Annotated in this window: 12 protein-coding genes; 7 read left to right on the top strand and 5 right to left on the bottom strand. The window is 71.6% G+C overall.

Going from position 1 to position 18,172, the window contains the following annotated elements:
- Positions 1 to 182: 182 nt before the first annotated feature.
- Positions 183 to 1,685 carry a 30S ribosomal protein S1 gene (gene rpsA / locus AB0F56_RS26770; RefSeq protein WP_019885395.1) on the bottom strand — a complete coding sequence of 501 codons (1,503 nt, stop codon included), beginning with the start codon at positions 1,683 to 1,685 and terminating at the stop codon, positions 183 to 185.
- Between the two features lie 346 nt (positions 1,686 to 2,031).
- Here rpsA and AB0F56_RS26765 point away from each other — a divergent pair, with 346 nt between their 5' ends.
- Both AB0F56_RS26765 and hrpB read left to right on the top strand, forming a co-directional pair.
- A complete protein-coding gene (locus AB0F56_RS26765) occupies positions 2,032 to 2,898 on the top strand; it encodes a class I SAM-dependent methyltransferase (RefSeq protein ID WP_362013995.1) in 867 nt (288 codons plus the stop codon).
- Between the two features lie 120 nt (positions 2,899 to 3,018).
- Positions 3,019 to 5,607 (top strand): ATP-dependent helicase HrpB, encoded by a 2,589-nt coding sequence (gene hrpB, locus AB0F56_RS26760; protein WP_362013994.1) that lies wholly within the window; start codon positions 3,019 to 3,021, stop codon positions 5,605 to 5,607.
- Here hrpB and AB0F56_RS26755 read toward each other — a convergent pair.
- From AB0F56_RS26755 to AB0F56_RS26745, 3 genes are all read right to left on the bottom strand, one after another.
- Positions 5,591 to 6,556, bottom strand: a complete 966-nt coding sequence (locus tag AB0F56_RS26755; protein WP_362013992.1) for a DUF3068 domain-containing protein — start codon at positions 6,554 to 6,556, stop codon at positions 5,591 to 5,593. The genes hrpB and AB0F56_RS26755 overlap by 17 nt on opposite strands.
- Before the next feature lie 14 nt (positions 6,557 to 6,570).
- Positions 6,571 to 6,711 carry an SPW_0924 family protein gene (locus tag AB0F56_RS26750; protein WP_362013991.1) on the bottom strand — a complete coding sequence of 47 codons (141 nt, stop codon included), beginning with the start codon at positions 6,709 to 6,711 and terminating at the stop codon, positions 6,571 to 6,573.
- Between the two features lie 188 nt (positions 6,712 to 6,899).
- Positions 6,900 to 8,618 (bottom strand): lytic murein transglycosylase, encoded by a 1,719-nt coding sequence (locus AB0F56_RS26745; protein ID WP_362013989.1) that lies wholly within the window; start codon positions 8,616 to 8,618, stop codon positions 6,900 to 6,902.
- 229 nt (positions 8,619 to 8,847) lie between these two features.
- On the opposite strand from AB0F56_RS26745, the gene AB0F56_RS26740 reads away from it, so the two are divergent.
- Positions 8,848 to 9,717, top strand: a complete 870-nt coding sequence (locus AB0F56_RS26740; protein ID WP_362013988.1) for a DUF4184 family protein — start codon at positions 8,848 to 8,850, stop codon at positions 9,715 to 9,717.
- Positions 9,718 to 9,974: 257 nt separating this feature from the next.
- Here the strand turns inward: AB0F56_RS26740 and polA are convergent, their stop codons facing one another.
- Positions 9,975 to 12,686, bottom strand: a complete 2,712-nt coding sequence (gene polA, locus AB0F56_RS26735) for a DNA polymerase I (RefSeq protein WP_362013986.1) — start codon at positions 12,684 to 12,686, stop codon at positions 9,975 to 9,977.
- Between the two features lie 123 nt (positions 12,687 to 12,809).
- On the opposite strand from polA, the gene AB0F56_RS26730 reads away from it, so the two are divergent.
- From AB0F56_RS26730 to AB0F56_RS26715, 4 genes are all read left to right on the top strand, one after another.
- Positions 12,810 to 15,086: an FdhF/YdeP family oxidoreductase gene (locus tag AB0F56_RS26730; RefSeq protein ID WP_362013985.1), complete on the top strand. Its 2,277-nt coding sequence runs from the start codon at positions 12,810 to 12,812 to the stop codon at positions 15,084 to 15,086.
- Between the two features lie 165 nt (positions 15,087 to 15,251).
- Positions 15,252 to 15,758 carry a hotdog fold thioesterase gene (locus AB0F56_RS26725; RefSeq protein ID WP_362013983.1) on the top strand — a complete coding sequence of 169 codons (507 nt, stop codon included), beginning with the start codon at positions 15,252 to 15,254 and terminating at the stop codon, positions 15,756 to 15,758.
- 242 nt (positions 15,759 to 16,000) lie between these two features.
- Entirely contained in the window at positions 16,001 to 16,444 is a 444-nt protein-coding gene (locus AB0F56_RS26720) for a hypothetical protein (protein WP_362013981.1), read from the top strand.
- Positions 16,445 to 16,891: 447 nt separating this feature from the next.
- Positions 16,892 to 18,124 carry a branched-chain amino acid ABC transporter substrate-binding protein gene (locus AB0F56_RS26715; protein ID WP_362013980.1) on the top strand — a complete coding sequence of 411 codons (1,233 nt, stop codon included), beginning with the start codon at positions 16,892 to 16,894 and terminating at the stop codon, positions 18,122 to 18,124.
- Positions 18,125 to 18,172: the final 48 nt, after the last annotated feature.

Raw genomic sequence — 18,172 nt, 5'->3', positions numbered from 1 at the left:
TCCCCGGCCCACGAGCATTCCCCGAGTCCCGGTTTTCGTGAGCGGAGTGTCAGCGCGCGAGCACGCGCACGCGCCCCCGGCGCGATCACGGGGGCGCCCCGGAAACGACGGAGGCCCGCTCCCCCCGAAGGGGAGCGGGCCTCGTCGTTGGCTAGCTAGTGCCTAGCAGTACCGGAGCTGATTCAGCTCTGGCCGCCGGCCAGCTTCTCGCGCAGGGCAGCCAGGGCCTCGTCCGACGCCAGGGCGCCGGAGTTGTCGTCCGACTCCGAGGAGTACGAACCACCGGAGACGCCCGCCGGGGCACCGGCCGGAGCGGCGGCGCCACCCTCGGCAGCGGCGGCCTCGTCGGCCTCGCGGGACTTGATGACCTGAGCCTGGTGCTGCTCGAAGCGCTGCTGCGCCTCGGCGTACTGGGTCTCCCAGGCCTCGCGCTGGGTCTCGTAGCCCTCGAGCCAGTCGTTGGTCTCGGGGTCGAAGCCCTCGGGGTAGATGTAGTTGCCCTGGTCGTCGTAGGACGCGGCCATGCCGTACAGGGTCGGGTCGAACTCGACCGACGCCGGGTCGGCACCGAAGGACTCGTTGGCCTGCTTCAGGGACAGCGAGATCCGGCGACGCTCGAGGTCGATGTCGATGACCTTGACGAAGATCTCGTCGTTGACCTGGACGACCTGCTCCGGGATCTCCACGTGGCGCTCGGCCAGCTCGGAGATGTGGACCAGACCCTCGATGCCCTCGTCCACGCGGACGAACGCACCGAACGGAACCAGCTTGGTGACCTTGCCCGGGACGACCTGACCGATCTGGTGCGTGCGGGCGAACTGCTGCCACGGGTCCTCCTGCGTCGCCTTCAGCGACAGGGAGACACGCTCGCGGTCCATGTCCACGTCGAGAACCTCGACGGTGACTTCCTGGCCGACCTCGACAACCTCGGACGGGTGGTCGATGTGCTTCCAGGACAGCTCGGAGACGTGCACGAGACCGTCGACGCCACCCAGGTCCACGAAGGCACCGAAGTTGACGATCGAGGAGACGACGCCGGAGCGGACCTGACCCTTCTGGAGGGTCGTGAGGAAGGTCTGGCGAACCTCGGACTGGGTCTGCTCCAGCCAGGCACGGCGGGACAGGACCACGTTGTTGCGGTTCTTGTCCAGCTCGATGATCTTCGCCTCGAGCTCCTTGCCCACGTAGGGCTGGAGGTCGCGGACGCGACGCATCTCGACCAGGGAGGCCGGGAGGAAGCCGCGGAGGCCGATGTCGAGGATGAGACCACCCTTGACGACCTCGATGACGGTACCGGTGACGATGCCGTCCTCTTCCTTGATCTTCTCGATGGTGCCCCAGGCGCGCTCGTACTGGGCACGCTTCTTCGAGAGGATCAGGCGGCCTTCCTTGTCCTCCTTCTGGAGAACCAGGGCCTCGATCTCGTCGCCGACCTTGACGACCTCGTTCGGGTCGACGTCGTGCTTGATCGAGAGCTCGCGGCTCGGGATGACACCTTCGGTCTTGTAACCGATGTCGAGCAGGACCTCGTCCCGGTCGACCTTCACGATGACGCCGTCGACGATGTCGCCGTCGTTGAAGTACTTGATCGTCTCGTCGATCGCGGCGAGGAAGGCTTCCTCGTTACCGATGTCGTTGACCGCAACCTGCGGGGTGGTGGCGGTGGTCTCGGTGCTGCTCGTCATGTGGGAAAGGGCTCCGGTTACGGACAGAAAGTCGTAGGTACTGCTACGCCGAGAGCCCGTATCGCACCGAAGAAGCCGGACAGCCTATGAAGCACCATTCCCGATGAAGGGAGGCGCCTCGCGAACCGAGGGGACATACAACCGTGCGAGCGCGGCCTGCTCCGTCTGAGGCGCGCAGGCCCGCAGCGCAACCTTTAGCATACGGGGGCAGCCGGGACGGGTCAATGCGCGAAGCGCGCAGGCGGGGCGGATCGCCGCATACCCGGCACAATTCGATTCTCCCCAGGCCATCGTGGCCCAGGGGGCCGCACGGCGGGGCTGTGCGCAAACTACAACGACGGGCGAGATGAACCAAGAGTACGGACACGAAGTCGACCCCGTGGGCAGCGCCGAAGAGGCCACCGGGGCGGACGGGGCCGACGAGGCGGAGGCGACCCGCCGCGCGGCAGGGGACTCCGAGAGCAGCCGGGCGAGCCGGGGCTGGTGGGACCGGAACGCCGACGAGTACCAGAGCGAGCACGGGGCCTTCCTCGGGGACGACCGGTTCGTCTGGGGACCGGAGGGGCTCGACGAGGCCGAGGCGGGCCTGCTCGGGCCGGCGGAGGGGCTGAAGGGGCTCGACGTCCTGGAGATCGGGGCGGGGGCGGCGCAGTGTTCACGCTGGCTGGCCGCCCGGGGCGCGCGACCGGTGGCCCTCGACCTCTCGCACCGCCAGCTCCAGCACGCGCTGCGGATCGGCGGGGACGTGCCGCTGGTCGAGGCGGACGCGGGCGCGCTGCCGTTCCGCGACGACTCCTTCGACCTGGCGTGTTCGGCGTACGGCGCGGTGCCGTTCGTGGCGGACCCGGTGAAGGTGTTCCGCGAGGTGCGCCGGGTGCTGCGGCCGGGCGGCCGGTGGGTGTTCTCGGTGACGCACCCGATCCGCTGGGCCTTCCCCGACGAGCCAGGCCCCGAGGGCCTGTCGATCGCCGCCTCCTATTTCGACCGCACTCCTTATGTAGAGCAGGACGAGGAGGGCCACGCGGTCTATGTCGAGCACCACCGGACGATCGGCGACCGGGTACGGGACGTGGTGGCCGGCGGCTTCCGGCTGATCGATCTCGTCGAGCCGGAGTGGCCGGCGTGGAACAGCCAGGAGTGGGGCGGCTGGTCCCCGCTGCGGGGGAACCTGATCCCGGGCACGGCGATCTTCGTGTGCGAGCGGGACGGATAGCCCGGACGACCAGCCACGGCGACCCGGATAGCCACCACGGCGACCCGAATAGTCATATGAGCGGACGGGGCCTGTGGACAGCCGGGCCCGTCGTCGGCGGTGACGTACGAAACTGAGTGCGTGATCCGAAACGACGCACTCGACCGTCTCCCCGTCCGCGATGCCGTCCCCGAGCTGCTGACCGCGCTCGAGGAGCGCGGCACGGCGGTGCTGTACGCGCCTCCCGGCACCGGCAAGACCACGCTGGTGCCGCTCGCGCTCGCGGGACTCATAGGGGACGGACCCCGGCGGCGGGTGCTGGTGGCCGAGCCGCGCCGGATGGCGGTGCGGGCGGCCGCCCGGCGGATGGCCTGGCTGCTGGGCCAGGAGGTCGGCGAGGCCGTCGGCTTCTCGGTGCGCGGCGAACGCCGGGCCGGTCCCGCGACCCGCGTCGAGGTCGTGACGACGGGCATCCTCCTCCAGCGCCTGCAACGTGATCCGGAGCTGGCGGGGGTGGACGTGGTGCTGCTCGACGAGTGCCACGAGCGTCATCTCGACGCGGACACGGCGATGGCGTTCCTGGTGGACGTCCGGGCGACGCTGCGGCCGGAGCTGAAGCTGATCGCCGCGTCGGCGACGAGCGACGCCGAGGCCTGGGCGCGGCTCCTCACGGTCCTCGACGACAGCGGTCCCGCGCCCATCGTGTGGGGGAAGGGCGAGGGGCACGGGTATCACGTGCACTTCGCCGCCCCGCCGGCCGGGATCAGGCCCTCCCACGGCACCTGGGTGGATCCCGCCCTCCTGCGCCATGTCGCGGCGACGGTCCGGCTGGCCTGCGAGTGGCACACGGGCGACGTCCTCTGCTTCCTGCCCGGTACGGGTGAGATCGCGCGGACGGCGGGGATGCTGGCCGACCTGGACGCCGAGGTGCTCCAGCTGCACGGGCGGGCCCCGGCGGCGGTGCAGGACGCGGTCCTGAAGGGGGCGGAGCCCGGCGGGCGGCGCCGGGTGATCCTCGCGACCTCCGTGGCGGAGTCGAGCCTGACGGTCCCGGGGGTGCGGATCGTCGTGGACTCGGGGCTTGCCAGGGAGCCGCGGACGGACCACGCCCGGGGCCTCGGCTCCCTGGCGACGGTGCCGGTGTCGATCGCGAGCGCGACCCAGCGCTCGGGCCGCTCCGGTCGGGAGGCCTTCGGTGCCGTCTACCGCTGCTGGGCGGAGGCGGACGACGGGCGCCGGGCCCGCTTCCCCTCCCCCGAGATCCAGATCGCCGACCTTGCCTCGTTCGCCCTGCGGGCGTCGTGCTGGGGCGACCCGTCGGCGGAGGGCCTCGCCCTCCTGGACGCACCGCCGGCCGGGGCGCTGACGGCGGCCCGTTCCGTCCTGACGGCGATCGGCGCGGTCGACGAGGACGGCCGGGCCACGGAGCGGGGCGTGCGGATGTCCCGGCTCGGGGTGCACCCCCGGCTGGCCCGGGCTCTCCTGGACGGCGCGCCCGAGGTCGGGGCGCGACGGGCGGCCGAGGTGGTCGCCCTGCTGAGCGAGGAGCCGCCCCGGGAGTACGGGGACGACCTGGCGGCCGCCTGGCGCGCCGCGCGGCGGGGCGCCGACGGGTACGGGGCGCGCTGGAAGGCGGAGGCGCGGCGCCTCGAACGGGCCGCGGGCGAGGAGGGCCCCGGGGGCGGGGGTGCCGACGAGCGGGGTGCCGGAAGCCCGGCCGGGGGCGGTGCTCTGGCCGGGGGCGGGGAGGACGTGGCGGCCGGGCTTGTGACGGCGTACGCGTTTCCGGAGCGGGTGGCGCGGGCGCGGGAGGGGAGCGGGTTCCTGATGGTGTCGGGGACGGGTGCCGAGCTCGCCGAGGGCTCGGGGCTCGGGCGGGCGCCGTGGCTGGCCGTCGCCGTGGCGGACCGGACCGCGCGGAGCGCCAGCGCCCGGGTGCGGCTCGCGGCCGTGGTGGACGAGGACGTGGCCCGGGCGGCCGCCGGGCATCTGCTCGCTTCCGGCGAGGAGGTGCATTGGGAGGACGGAGACGTGGTCGCCCGGTCGGTGTCCCGGCTGGGCGCCGTCGAGCTGGCCGCTCGCCCGCTCAGGGAGACGGCCGACCCGGTGCTCGTGCGGGCGGCGCTCCTGGACGGGCTGGGGCGGGAGGGGCTCGGGCTGTTGCGGTGGAGCCGTGAGGCGCAGGAGCTGAGACAGCGGCTCGGCTTTCTCCGCCGGGTGCTGGGTGATCCGTGGCCGGAGGTCTCGGAGGAGGCGCTCCTTGACCGCGCGGACGAGTGGCTGGAGCCCGAGCTGTCCCGGGCCCGGCGGCGGGCCGACCTCGGCCGGATCGACGCCGGGCAGGGGCTCACGCGGCTGCTGCCGTGGGCGACGGGCGAGGCGGGGCGGCTCGACGAGCTGGCGCCCGAGCGGATCGAGGTGCCCAGCGGGTCGCGGATACGGGTGGACTACGGCGGCGAACAGCCGGTCCTCGCGGTGAAGTTGCAGGAGATGTTCGGTCTCGCCGAGACACCGAGGGTGGCGGCCGGGACGCCGGTCGTGGTCCATCTCCTCTCCCCCGCGGGACGGCCGGCGGCCGTCACCGCCGACCTGGCCTCGTTCTGGCGCGACGGCTACCGGGCGGTGCGGGCGGAGCTGCGCGGGCGCTATCCGAAGCATCCGTGGCCGGAGGACCCGGCCGGGGCGGAGCCGACCCGGCACACCAGCGCGCGGCTCAGGAGGGAGCGGTAGCGGGGCCGTCCGGGGCGGGGCGCCGGCTGCGCGCCTCCAGCCAGAGGGAGAGGGCGAGCAGAAGGAGGGAGAGGGTGAGGAAGGTCCAGGGCAGATAGGAGGTGACGAGCAGGATGACGGTCCGGTTGGAGTCGACCAGCTCGACGGTGTCGCGGATGTAGTCCTCCCGCATCTTCACGTGGCCGGAGAACGCGGTGACCTTCCAGTCGGTCTTGTCGTTGCGGAGCTCCTCCTCGTGGATCTCCTCGCCGTTGACCGGGGCGCCGGTGACGGGGTCGACCCAGAACATCCGCTTGGTCGTGTACCAGATGGACATGCCCGACTGGCTGATCATCTCGGGGGTGATGCCCTTGACGGGCATCGTCTTCGGCATGGGGACCTTGGTCCAGGGGATGGTCTGCTCGAAGTAGTAGACCTCCATGCCGCGGAAGGTGCGGGTGCCCTTGTAGTGGATGGGGGAGGTGGTGCGGGAGCGGGCGTCGAAGTACTGGTAGTCCCGCTTCTCGGTGAGGAAGGGCCACTTGAACTCGATGCCCTCCCGCCGGACGGCGTCGCCGTCGACCGTGGCGCCGGTGGCGTTGACCGGGTCCTGGGTGTGGGCGTCGAAGACGTAGCGCTCGGGGATCTGGGAGACCATCGTGCCGTCGGGGCCGGTGATGTAGGTGAGGGCGTCCCAGACGACGACGTCGCGGCCGGCGGAGCGTTCGATCCGCTTCGATTCCTCCACGTTGCCCTTGAGGGTCTGGATGATGGTGAGTTTCTCGACCTTCTTGGCCGTGAGGGTCGAGTAGTCGACGAGGGTCGCGGGCTTCGCCTCCAGGACGATCTCCTGGTACTGGTTCGGCGGGATCTTCGCCACGCGGGGGAAGACGTACCAGCGAAGCGTGGGGGCCATCGCGGCGAAGAAGACCGCGAAGGCGAGCAGGACGAGGCTGGCTCGGCGGCGCATGGACGGAGCTCCTCCTACTTTTTGGGGCCGGGGTCGGCGGTGAGGAGGGGCTTGGGCGAGGTGGGCCCGTCGGGCGGCAGGTCGACCGCGGAGACAAGGAGGATCACGAGGAGGACTGGGACCAGCCCGATGGCGGCGGCTACGAGGGCGCGCATGGTCGGCCTCCCGGTGCTCGATCTGATGCGGCGTCAGGGCTGGGGCACCGTAGCAACGCGGGCCCGAGATGAGAACACGTTGCACTCAGAACGCAGAGCGCCGCCCTCTCGTCCGGGTGGACGGGAGGGCGGCGGACCGACCGGCCGTGCGGCGAGGCGCCCGTCGGGGGCGCCTGCCGGGCGGTGACTCAGGTCGTCGGCGAGGAGGACGGGGTCGGGGTCGGCGTCGGCTCGGGCTCCGGGGCCGGGGCGGTGACCTTGAGCTCGACGGTCACGGAGCCGCCGCCGGGCGCCGTGAGCCGGAGCAGGAAGGTGCCGGCCTGGTCGTCCGCGAAGATGTCGGGGAGGGTGAGCAGTCCGAAGGCGTCCGTCTTCAGGCCCGTGAGGGCGCGGACGGGGTTGCCGTCGGCGTCCTTGAAGTACGGGCCCTTGCTGTTCTGCTGCGGGTCCTCCGCCGAGCTGATCATGGTGGCGGTCAGGCCCACCGAGGAGGCGATGGCGCCGTCGAGGGTGGCCTTCACCAGGACGCGGTCGGCGAACCGGGCGCCCGTGGTGGCGGTCAGCTCCGTGGCGTCGCCGCGGACCAGCTTGTCGGCCTGCCGCTCGGTGACGGTCGCCGAGAAGGAGACGGACGCGGTGTTGCGGCCCACGGCCGTGGCCCGGACCGTGAAGGTGCCCGTCTGCTCGCCGGCCCGGACGTTCGGCGCGACGGCCCGGCCGTTGAGGCCGGTGAGGACGGTGACGCTCTTCGCCACGCCACCGAGGTTGGCGTCGGTGGAGCCGACGATCTCGAAGCGGACACCCACTCCGGCGACGGGCTTGCCCGCGGCGTCCAGCGCCTCGACCGTCGGGCGCTCGGCGAAGACGCTGCCGACGGTGGCCGTCAGGGTGCCGGTGCCGGCGTCCTTGAGCGTGGCGACCTTCGAGGCCGCCGGCGGGGTGACGGGCGGCGTAACCGGCGGAGTGGTACCGGGCTTGGACGGGTTCGGCTTCGGCGTGGTCGGGTTGGGCGACGGAGTGACGGGCGTCGTCGGCGTGGGCCTCGACGAGGGGCCGGTGCTCGGGGTGTCGCTGCGGTCGACGGGCAGCACGCCCGTGCCGTCCGGGACCTGGTGGGTGCCGCGCTTGTAGTACTCGAACCAGGAGAGCACCGTGCGCAGGTACTCGGTCGAGCGGTTGTAGCTGAGGATCGCCCGGTCCAGGTCCGCCTTGACCGCGAGGTCGCGGTTGTTGGCGCACAGGTACATACCGGCCGCCTGGGCGGCGTCGTAGATGTTGTTGGGGTCCTTGCGGCCGTCGCCGTTGGCGTCCTGACCCCAGGTCGCCCAGGTGGAGGGGATGAACTGCATCGGGCCGACGGCACGGTCGTGCGTCGTGTCGCCGTCGAAGGCGCCGTTGTCGGTGTCCGAGATGTTCGCGAAGCCGACACCGTCGAGCTTCGGGCCGAGGATCGGCGAGAGGGTGGTGCCGTTGGCGTCGACCCGGCCGCCACGCGCCTGACCGGACTCGACCTTGCCTATGCCGGCGAGCAGCTGCCACGGAAGGTTGCACGTGGGGTCGCTGGAGCGGATCGACTGCTCGGCCCGCTTGTAGGCGGCGAGCACGGACGCGGGTATGCCGGCCTCCGCGGGGCCGGTGATGATCGGCAGGTCTATGGAAGTGCCGGGCTTGTTCGGCGTGTTCAGCGGGGGCAGGTCAGTGTAGTACGGCGAGTCGCCGGTGGCCGAACCGTCGGGCGGGGTCGGCGTCGCGTCCCCGGCACCGACCGGCCGGTCCCCGGCCGCGCTGTCCGAGGGAGGCGGCACGACGCCGGGCGCCTGCGAGGCGGCCAGTGCCGCCACCGCCGCCGCTACGACGGCACCGCTCGTGGCTCCCCTGCGCAGACGGCGGCCGAATTGCGCTGCCATACGTATGGTCCCTCCCCCTCGACTGCACCCGCGCTCCCCGCGCGAGACCTCAGGCGACCCTATGTCACCGACCGGCCCCGGGACACCGCGCCCTGACCGTGTTTCACGCTTTCGTCACCTCTTGGTCGCCCACGGTCCGGTTGAGATCGCTCCCGCATACTGGGCGTGACCGCCGACCGCCGCCGTGGGAGACGTCCGGGGCCGGCGCGGACACGAGGGGGAAGTTCCGATGCCGTTCACGCTCAGCCATGCCGCCGCGGTGCTGCCGGGCATCCGCCGCGACGGCACCGGACGCGGACCGCTGATCGCCTCCGCGCTCGTGGCGGGGTCGTTCGCGCCCGACATGACCTATTTCGCGGCGACCGCGGTACCGGAAGCGATGCTCTTCGGGAGCGTCACGCACTCCCCCGTCGGCATCCTGACGGTCGATCTGCTGATCACCGCCGCGCTGGTGGCCGTGTGGCTGATGGTGCGTGAGCCGCTGGTGGCCCTGCTGCCCGCCCGACGGCAGAGCCGGGTGTACGGCTTCGTCCGGGGCGGCTCCTGGCGCGGCCGGCCGGTCCTGCCGCTGGCCACCTGGTTCTGCCTGTCGGCGGCGCTCGGCGCCTCGACGCACGTGGTGTGGGACTCCTTCACCCATCTCGACCGCTGGGGCACCCGCGCGCTCCCGTTCCTCGGCGAGATCATCGCCGGCTTCCCGGTCTATCTGTACTTCCAGTACGGGGGATCGGCCCTGGCGCTCCTGCTGCTGGTGTGGTTCACGGTACGGGCGCTGCGGGCCGCCCCCGGCGGGGCGACGCCGCCCGCCGAGGTCCCGGTCCTGAGCCGCCGGGGCCGATGGCTGGCCGGCGGGCTCGTCGGCGCGTGCGTCCTGGCCGGGATCGTGCACCGCTGCCTGCGCTGGTACGCGTACTGGGGGCGGATCGAGACGCCCCTGGACATCATTCCGACGGCCTGCTTCGGCGGCGGCGCGGGGCTCGCCGTCGGCCTGCTGCTGTACGGGGCGGGGATGCGGCTGCGCGCAGCGCGCCCGCGTCCGGCGGCGCCCCATGAGGCCGCGGGTCGTGAGCCGGAGCGCTCCCGTCCGGGATCTCGCTGATCGAGCTCTCCGGCGTGGACCCGCGCGCCGCGGCGCCGTCGGCGAGCCGCTGGTGGACGGCGGTCGCGGCCGGGGACACCCAGCGCGCCGAGGACGAGCCGGCTGCTGCGCGGACGGGGACGGCGGCTCCTGGTCATGCCCCCAGTCTCGGGAGCGGCCCGATCGGGAGCGCCCCCGGACTGGTCCCCTTGGCGCAAGCGCCGCCGCGCCCGCTCACGGTCCCGGCGGCGCGCCGGGACCGTGAGCGATCCGGGCCGTCAGTGGGCCGCCGACTCCCAGTCCGCGCCCACGCCGACGGAGACGTCGAGCGGGGCGCGCAGCGAGGCGGCCGCGGACATCTGCTCGCGGACCAGGGACTCGACCTTCTTCCGCTCGCCCGGGGCCACTTCGAGGACGATTTCGTCGTGGACCTGGAGCAGCATGCGGGAGGCGAGACCGGCCTCGCCCAGCGCCCGGTCCACGTTCAGCATCGCGACCTTCACGATGTCCGCCGCCGTGCCCTGGATCGGCGCGTTCAGCGCCATCCGCTCGGCGGCCTCACGGCGCTGGCGGTTGTCGCTGTTCAGATCCGGCAGGTACCGGCGGCGGCCCAGCATCGTCTCCGTGTAGCCCGTGGCGCGCGCCTCGTCGACGACGCGGCGCAGATACTCCCGTACCCCGCCGAAGCGCTCGAAGTAGGTGTCCATCAGGGCCCGGGCCTCGCCCGCCTCGATGTTCAGCTGCTGCGAGAGGCCGAAGGCCGACAGGCCGTACGCCAGGCCGTAGGACATGGCCTTGATCTTGCGCCGCATCTCGGCGTCGACGGCGGACCGCTCGACGCCGAAGACCTGCGAGGCGACCGTGGTGTGCAGGTCCTCACCGGAGGTGAACGCCTCGATGAGGCCCTCGTCCTCGGAGAGGTGGGCCATGACCCGCAGCTCGATCTGGCTGTAGTCCGCCGTCATCAGGGACTCGAAGCCCTCGCCGACGACGAAGCCGTGCCGGATCGCCCGGCCCTCGTCGGTGCGCACCGGCACGTTCTGCAGGTTCGGGTCGGTGGAGGAGAGCCGGCCGGTTGCGGCGACGGTCTGGCTGAAGGTGGTGTGGATGCGGCCGTCGGCGGCGATCGTCTTGATCAGGCCCTCGACCGTGGACCGCAGCCGCGCCTGCTCGCGGTGGCGGAGCATGATCACCGGCAGGTCGTGCTCGGTCTGCCCGGCCAGCCACGCCAGCGCGTCGGCGTCCGTGGTGTACCCGGTCTTCGTCTTCTTCGTCTTCGGCAGGTTCAGCTCGCCGAAGAACACCTCCTGGAGCTGCTTGGGCGAGCCGAGGTTGAACTCGTGCCCGACCGAGGCGTGCGCCTCCTTCACGGCCTGCTGCACCGCGCCGGCGAACTGCTGCTCCATGGCCTCCAGATGGGCCCGGTCGGCGGCGATGCCGTGCCGCTCCAGGCGGGCCAGAAGCTCGGACGTCGGCAGCTCCACGTCGTGCAGCAGCTCGCGGGCGCCGACCTCGCCGAGCTTCTCCTCGAAGGCGCCACCGAGGTCGAGGACGGCCCGGGCCTGCGTCATCAGGGCCTCGGCCTCCGCCGAGTCGTCGGCGCCGAAGGCGAGCTGGCCGTCGGCGGCGGACGCCGGGGCGAGTTCACGGCCGAGGTACTCCAGGGACAGCGCGTCGAGCGCGAAGGAGCGGCGGCCCGGCTTGACGAGGTACGCGGCGAGCGCGGTGTCCATGGCGACACCGGCCACGCTCCAGCCGTGCTCGGGGAAGACCCGCATCACGCCCTTGGCGTTGTGCAGCACCTTCGGCCGGTCCGGGTCGGCGATCCAGGCGGCGAAGGCCTGCTCGTCGGCCTCGTCGAGCTCCGTCGTGTCGAACCAGGCCGCGGCGCCGTCGGCGGCGGCCAGCGCGATCTCTCCCACGTTCCCCGTGCCGAGCGCCCAGCTGTCGACCGTGGCCATGCCCAGCGGCTTCGTGGCGTGCTCGGCCAGCCAGGGGGCGAGCTCGCCCGCGCCGAGGACCGAACCGTCCAGCTCCACACCGGCGGCGGGCGCCGGGGCCTGCTCCTCGCCGGCGCCCGGGTCGACGGCGAGCAGCCGCTCGCGCAGCGACGGGTTACGGATCTCCAGGGTGTCGAGGACCATCGCGACGGCCGTGCGGTCGTACGGCACGCGCTCCAGGTCCTGGACGGTGCTCGGCAGCTCGACGTCCCGCACCATCTCCGTCAGGACGCGGTTGAGCTTGACCGCCTCCAGGTGGTCCCGGAAGTTCTGCCCGGCCTTGCCCTTGATCTCCTCGGCGCGCTCGACCAGCTCCGCGAAGGAACCGAACTGGTTGATCCATTTCGCCGCGGTCTTCTCACCGACACCGGGGATGCCCGGCAGGTTGTCCGACGGGTCGCCGCGCAGCGCCGCGAAGTCCGGGTACTGCTGCGGCGTGAGGCCGTACTTCTCCTGGACCTTCTCCGGCGTGAACCGGGTCAGCTCGGAGACACCCTTCGTCGGGTACAGCACGGTCACGTGGTCCGAGATCAACTGGAACGAGTCCCGGTCGCCCGTGACGATCAGGACCTCGAAGCCGGCCGCCTCGGCCTGCGTGGCGAGCGTGGCGATGACGTCGTCGGCCTCGAAACCGTCGATCGCGAACCGCGGCGCGCGCATCGCGTCGAGCAGCTCGCCGATCAGCTCCACCTGCCCCTTGAACTCGTCCGGGGTCTTCGAGCGGTTCGCCTTGTACTCCGGGAACTCCTGCGACCGCCAGGTCTTGCGGGACACGTCGAACGCGACGGCGAAGTGCGTGGGCGCCTCGTCGCGGAGCGTGTTCGCCAGCATCGACGCGAAGCCGTAGATGGCGTTCGTCGGCTGTCCGGTCGCGGTCGTGAAGTTCTCCGCGGGCAGCGCGAAGAACGCCCGGTACGCCAAGGAGTGCCCGTCCATGAGGAGCAGGCGCGGACGGGTTTCTTCGGTCTTCTTCGATGCTGTATCAGCCACGGACACGATCCTGCCACGGACCACTGACAATCCCGCCCACAGCAGCCCTCGGGCACACGCTGTCGGTGGCCCGTGACAGGATCGAAGGCGTACGCCACACATGACCGCTCAAGGGAGAGCGCGATGGTCAGCAAGCCCCCCGCAGGCGACCCGGTCCAGGACGCGCCGCAGGTCGAGCCGCCGCAGCACGCCGCCGCCGGCCTCGCCGCCGTCGCGCACACCCTGAGGATCTCCCAGGCACAGATGGGCGTGCGGCGCACCGCGCGGACCCTGCTCAAGGTCAACCAGAAGGACGGCTTCGACTGCCCCGGCTGCGCCTGGCCCGAGGGCGACAAGCGGCACGTGGCGGAGTTCTGCGAGAACGGGGCGAAGGCGGTCGCCGAGGAGGCGACGCTGCGCCGCGTGACCCCGGGCTTCTTCGCCGCGCACCCGGTGGCGGACCTCGCGCGCCGCAGCGGGTACTGGCTGGGCCAGCAGGGCCGCATCACCCAGCCCATGTACTTGCCGGAGGGCGCCGAGCGGTACGAGGCGGTCACCTGGGAGCGGGCGTTCGCGATCATCGCCGAGGAGCTGACCGCCCTCTCCTCCCCCGACGAGGCCCTCTTCTACACCTCCGGGCGGACCAGCAACGAGGCCGCGTTCCTGCTCCAGCTCTTCGCCCGCGAGTTCGGCACGAACAACCTGCCGGACTGCTCCAACATGTGCCACGAGTCCTCCGGTTCGGCGCTCAACGAGACCATCGGGATCGGCAAGGGCAGCGTCTCCCTCGAAGACCTGCACCAGGCCGACCTGATCGTCGTCGCGGGACAGAACCCGGGCACGAACCATCCCCGGATGCTCTCCGCCCTGGAGAAGGCCAAGGCCGCCGGTGCGAAGATCATCTCGGTCAATCCGCTGCCCGAGGCGGGCCTGGAGAAGTTCAAGAACCCGCAGACCCCGCAGGGCCTCCTCAAGGGCGCCTCGCTCACCGACCTCTTCCTCCAGATCCGCATCGGCGGCGACCAGGCCCTCTTCCGCCTCCTCAACAAGCTGGTCCTGGAGACCCCGGGCGCGGTCGACGAGGAGTTCGTACGGGAGCACACCCACGGGTACGAGGAGTTCACCGCCGCCGCGCGCGCCGCCGACTGGGACGAGACGCTCGCCGCGACCGGCCTCGACCGCACCGCGATCGAGCGGGCCCTGGAGATGGTCCTCGCCTCGAAGCGGACCATCGTCTGCTGGGCGATGGGCCTCACCCAGCACAAGCACTCCGTGCCCACGATCCGCGAGGTCGTCAACTTCCTTCTGCTGCGCGGCAACATCGGCCGCCCCGGCGCGGGCGTCTGCCCCGTACGCGGCCACTCGAACGTGCAGGGCGACCGCACCATGGGCATCTTCGAGCGGCCCGCGCCCGCCTTCCTCGACGCCCTGGACAAGGAGTTCGGGATCGTCTCGCCGCGCCACCACGGCTTCGACGTGGTCCGCTCCATCCAGGCGCTCCGCGACGGCGAGGCGAAGGTCTTCTTCGCCATGGGCGGCAACTTCGTCGGAGCCACCCCCGACACCGACGTCACCGAGGCGGCGATGCGCCGCGCCCGGCTCACCGTCCACGTCTCGACCAAGCTGAACCGCTCCCACGCGGTCACCGGCACGCGCGCGTTGATCCTGCCCACGCTCGGCCGCACCGACAAGGACGTCCAGAGCAGCGGCAAGCAGTTCGTGACCGTCGAGGACTCGATGGGCCAGGTCCACGCCTCGCGCGGCAACCTGCCGCCCGCAAGCCCGCACCTGCTCTCCGAGCCCGCGATCGTGGCCCGCATGGCCCGCGCCGTCCTCGGCGCCGGATCGGCCACGCCCTGGGAGGAGTTCGAGAAGGACTACGCCACGATCCGCGACCGCATCGCGCGCGTGGTGCCCGGCTTCGACGACTTCAACGCCCGCCTCGCCGCCTCCCCCGGCGGCTTCGCCCTCCCGCACGCGCCGCGCGACGAGCGCCGCTTCCCGACCACGACCGGCAAGGCCAACTTCACCGCCGCGCCCGTCGAGTACCCGACGGTCCCCGAGGGCCGGCTGCTCCTGCAGACCCTGCGCTCGCACGACCAGTACAACACCACGATCTACGGCCTCGACGACCGCTACCGCGGCATCAAGGGCGGCCGCCGGGTCGTCCTCGTCCACCCCGAGGACGCGGCCGCCCTCGGCCTCGCGGACGGGGCGTACACCGACCTCGTGAGCGAGTGGAAGGACGGCGCCGAACGGCGCGCGCCCGGCTTCCGGGTCGTCCACTACCCGACGGCCAGGGGCTGCGCGGCCGCGTACTACCCGGAGACCAACGTCCTCGTGCCCCTCGACTCCACGGCGGACATCAGCAACACCCCCGCCAGCAAGTCCGTGATCGTCCGGCTGGAGCCGGCGGGGTAGGGGGACCGGCCCCGGGCCGGCGACCGGGGCGGGGTGGCCGGCGGCCGTTACCGGGGGTGACCACCCCACGGCCCGGACCGTCTGGAACAATCTCCCCTCGCCTAAGCGTTTGCTCAGGCACGCACTGACGACGTACGCAGTACGAAGACGAACGGAGCCGGGCCGATGGGCGAGCAGCAGCACGTGAAGTTCCCGCAGGAGGTCCTCGACGAGTACGCCGCGCTCGGCGTGGACCTGCCCGCCCTGTTCTCGGCGGGCCACCTGGGCAACCGCATGGGCGTGCAGATCCTCGAGGCCTCGGCGGACAAGGTCGTCGGCACGATGCCGGTGGAGGGCAACACCCAGCCGTACGGTCTGCTGCACGGCGGCGCCTCCGCCGTCCTCGCCGAGACCCTCGGTTCGGTCGGCTCCATGCTGCACGGCGGCATCTCCAAGATCGCGGTGGGCGTGGACCTGAACTGCACCCACCACCGCGGCGTCCGCAGCGGCCTCGTGACGGGTGTCGCGACCCCGGTGCACCGCGGCCGGTCCACGGCGACGTACGAGATCGTGATCACCGACGAGCAGGACAAGCGGGTCTGCACGGCCCGCCTCACCTGCCTGCTCCGCGAGGTCACCGCCAAGGACGCCGGCAACCTCCCGAACACGGGCGGCAGCGACGCCGGGGCCTGAGCCCCCAGCCCGCGAAGGGCTTCCAGCGCGGCCCGGGACGGTCATGACCGTCCCGGGCCGTTTCATGTCCCGGGCCGTTTCATGTCCCGGGCCGTTTCATGTCCCGGGCCGTTTCATGTCCCGGGCCGTTTCATGGCCCGGGCCGTTTCATGTCCCGGGCCGTTTCATGTCCCGGACCTTCCAACTCGCCCGGCATCAAGGCCCGTTGTGTCGAGCACGGGCCATCCACTAGCGTCGCCGCCATGGGGCTTCCGGCGCGCACGACGGTCACGAGCACCCTCCGCGTCACCCTCCGCACCGGCGCCGCCGCGTGCGCCCTCGCCGCGCTCCCCGGCTGCACCGACGGCGACCCCCGCGCGGGCCCCGACGCCCGCCCCTCCGCCACCGCCTCACCCACCCCTTCACCCACCGCCCGATCCCCCGTGGACCTCTGCGTCGATCTCGTCGCGTACTGGGTCAAAGAAGCCCTGGTCGGGAGCGAGTGGGCGGGGCTCGACTGGGAGCAGAAGGGGCTCTCCAACGAGCAGTTGGTGATCCACGACGACGTCCTCGCGCTCGCCCGTGCGAAGGAGCGCGCCGCCGGGCGCGAAGCGGCGGTCTCGTTCACCGACGAGGAGACCCGAAGACGGTGCGCGGCGGCGAACGGCGCGACCGGGAGCTCGGAGAACTGGAAGCCCCCTCCGTAACGCTCCGTGACGTCGGTGCGAGGAGGAAGCGGAGCGCTGCACTCAGCGTTCCGTCCGCTGACGTTTGAGTGACTGTCCGATATCCGGAGACCTCCGCGAGCGGGCCGACAGGAGCATGATCCGCTCAAGCCCCTTAGCGGAACTGGGCGTTCTCACTATGTGAACACCGGCTTGCTGACCTGTTTGCCCCAGTTTGCCCACCCGCTGTCCACCTCCTCTCCCCCTCGCGATAACAAGACAGTCACATCCTGACCTCCCCGCTCCCCACCTCCCCCACCTGCGCTTAGAGTCACGGCCAGTCACCGCGCCGCCGGGCGCGTCCACTGCACGGCCCTGCACCACCCAGTCATCCCCAGTACGGCCCGGCATTCACAAACGGCACCTCCAGCTCCACGCTTCACGGCACCGCCTCAGCTCGAGGGGGCCGCGCCAGGGAAAGGATTCATCGTGCGCAACCGTTCCTTGCTCATCCTCACCACCGTGGTCACCACGGGAGCACTCACCCTCACCGCCTGCGGTTCGCGCGACGACAAGGGCGGGTCCGACAACTCCGCCGGCGGCACGACCGTCGTCATCGGTGTCGACGCGCCGCTCACCGGCTCGCTGTCCGCGCTGGGTCAGGGCATCAAGAACTCCGTGGACCTGGCGGTCCAGACCGCCAACAAGAACAAAGAGGTCCCGGGCGTCACCTTCAAGATCGAGGCCCTCGACGACCAGGCCGTCCCGGCCACCGGCAAGGCCAACGCCACCAAGCTCGTCGGCATCAAGGACGTCCTCGGCGTCGTCGGCCCGCTGAACTCCGGCGTCTCCCAGTCGATGCAGGCCGACTTCGACAAGGCCAACCTCACCCAGGTCTCCCCGGCCAACACCAACCCGTCCCTCTCCCAGGGCGACAACTGGGGCAAGGGCGACTTCAAGCGCCCCTTCAAGACCTACTTCCGTACCGCCACCACCGACGTCATCCAGGGCAAGTTCGCCGCGAACTACCTGTTCAAGGACGCCGGCAAGAAGAAGGTCTTCGTCGTCAACGACAAGCAGACCTACGGTGCCGGCCTCGCCGCGATCTTCTCCGACGAGTTCAAGCGCCTCGGCGGCACCGTCGTCGGCACGGACTCCGTGACGGTCAAGGAGACGGACTTCTCCTCCACCGCCAACAAGATCAAGGGCTCGGGCGCCGACTCCGTCTACTTCGGCGGCCAGTACCCCGAGGGCGGCCTCCTCTCCGACCAGGTCAAGAAGGCCGGCGCCAAGATCCCCACCATGGGCGGCGACGGCATCTACGACCCCGAGTTCATCAAGGCCTCCGGCGAGGCCAACGACGGTGACCTCGCCACCTCGGTCGGCTTCCCCGTCGAGAAGCTCCCGACGGCCAAGAAGTTCATCGCCGACTACTCGGCGGCCGGCTACAAGGACCCGTACGCGGCCTACGGCGGCTACTCCTACGACGCCGCGTGGTCCATCATCCAGGCCGTCAAGGCCGTCGTCGCCGCCAACAACGGCAAGCTCCCCGACGACGCCCGCGCCAAGGTCACCGAGGCCATGTCCAAGGTCTCCTTCGAGGGTGTGACCGGCAAGGTCTCCTTCGACCAGTACGGCGACACGACCAACAAGCAGCTCACCGTCTACCAGGTCAAGAACGGCGCCTGGGTCGACGTCAAGTCCGAGACCTTCCAGGACTGACCCCCGCACAGCCCCGCACAGCACCACGCACCAAATGAACCAAGCCGC

Source organism: Streptomyces sp. NPDC026092, assembly GCF_040638605.1.
Lineage (GTDB): Bacteria > Actinomycetota > Actinomycetes > Streptomycetales > Streptomycetaceae > Streptomyces.
The sequence above is the reverse complement of the archived record's forward strand: the minus strand, read 5'-3'. Positions and strand labels throughout refer to the sequence as shown.

What these genes read in the sequence shown, in the direction of transcription:
- AB0F56_RS26765 (WP_362013995.1), top strand. Translation starts at nt 2,032, where the DNA reads ATGAACCAAGAGTACGGACACGAAGTCGACCCCGTGGGCAGCGCCGAA.
- AB0F56_RS26720 (WP_362013981.1), top strand. Translation starts at nt 16,001, where the DNA reads ATGGGGCTTCCGGCGCGCACGACGGTCACGAGCACCCTCCGCGTCACC.
- AB0F56_RS26740 (WP_362013988.1), top strand. Translation starts at nt 8,848, where the DNA reads ATGCCGTTCACGCTCAGCCATGCCGCCGCGGTGCTGCCGGGCATCCGC.
- AB0F56_RS26725 (WP_362013983.1), top strand. Translation starts at nt 15,252, where the DNA reads ATGGGCGAGCAGCAGCACGTGAAGTTCCCGCAGGAGGTCCTCGACGAG.
- AB0F56_RS26730 (WP_362013985.1), top strand. Translation starts at nt 12,810, where the DNA reads ATGGTCAGCAAGCCCCCCGCAGGCGACCCGGTCCAGGACGCGCCGCAG.
- AB0F56_RS26745 (WP_362013989.1), bottom strand. Translation starts at nt 8,618, where the DNA reads ATGGCAGCGCAATTCGGCCGCCGTCTGCGCAGGGGAGCCACGAGCGGT.
- rpsA (WP_019885395.1), bottom strand. Translation starts at nt 1,685, where the DNA reads ATGACGAGCAGCACCGAGACCACCGCCACCACCCCGCAGGTTGCGGTC.
- AB0F56_RS26755 (WP_362013992.1), bottom strand. Translation starts at nt 6,556, where the DNA reads ATGCGCCGCCGAGCCAGCCTCGTCCTGCTCGCCTTCGCGGTCTTCTTC.
- AB0F56_RS26750 (WP_362013991.1), bottom strand. Translation starts at nt 6,711, where the DNA reads ATGCGCGCCCTCGTAGCCGCCGCCATCGGGCTGGTCCCAGTCCTCCTC.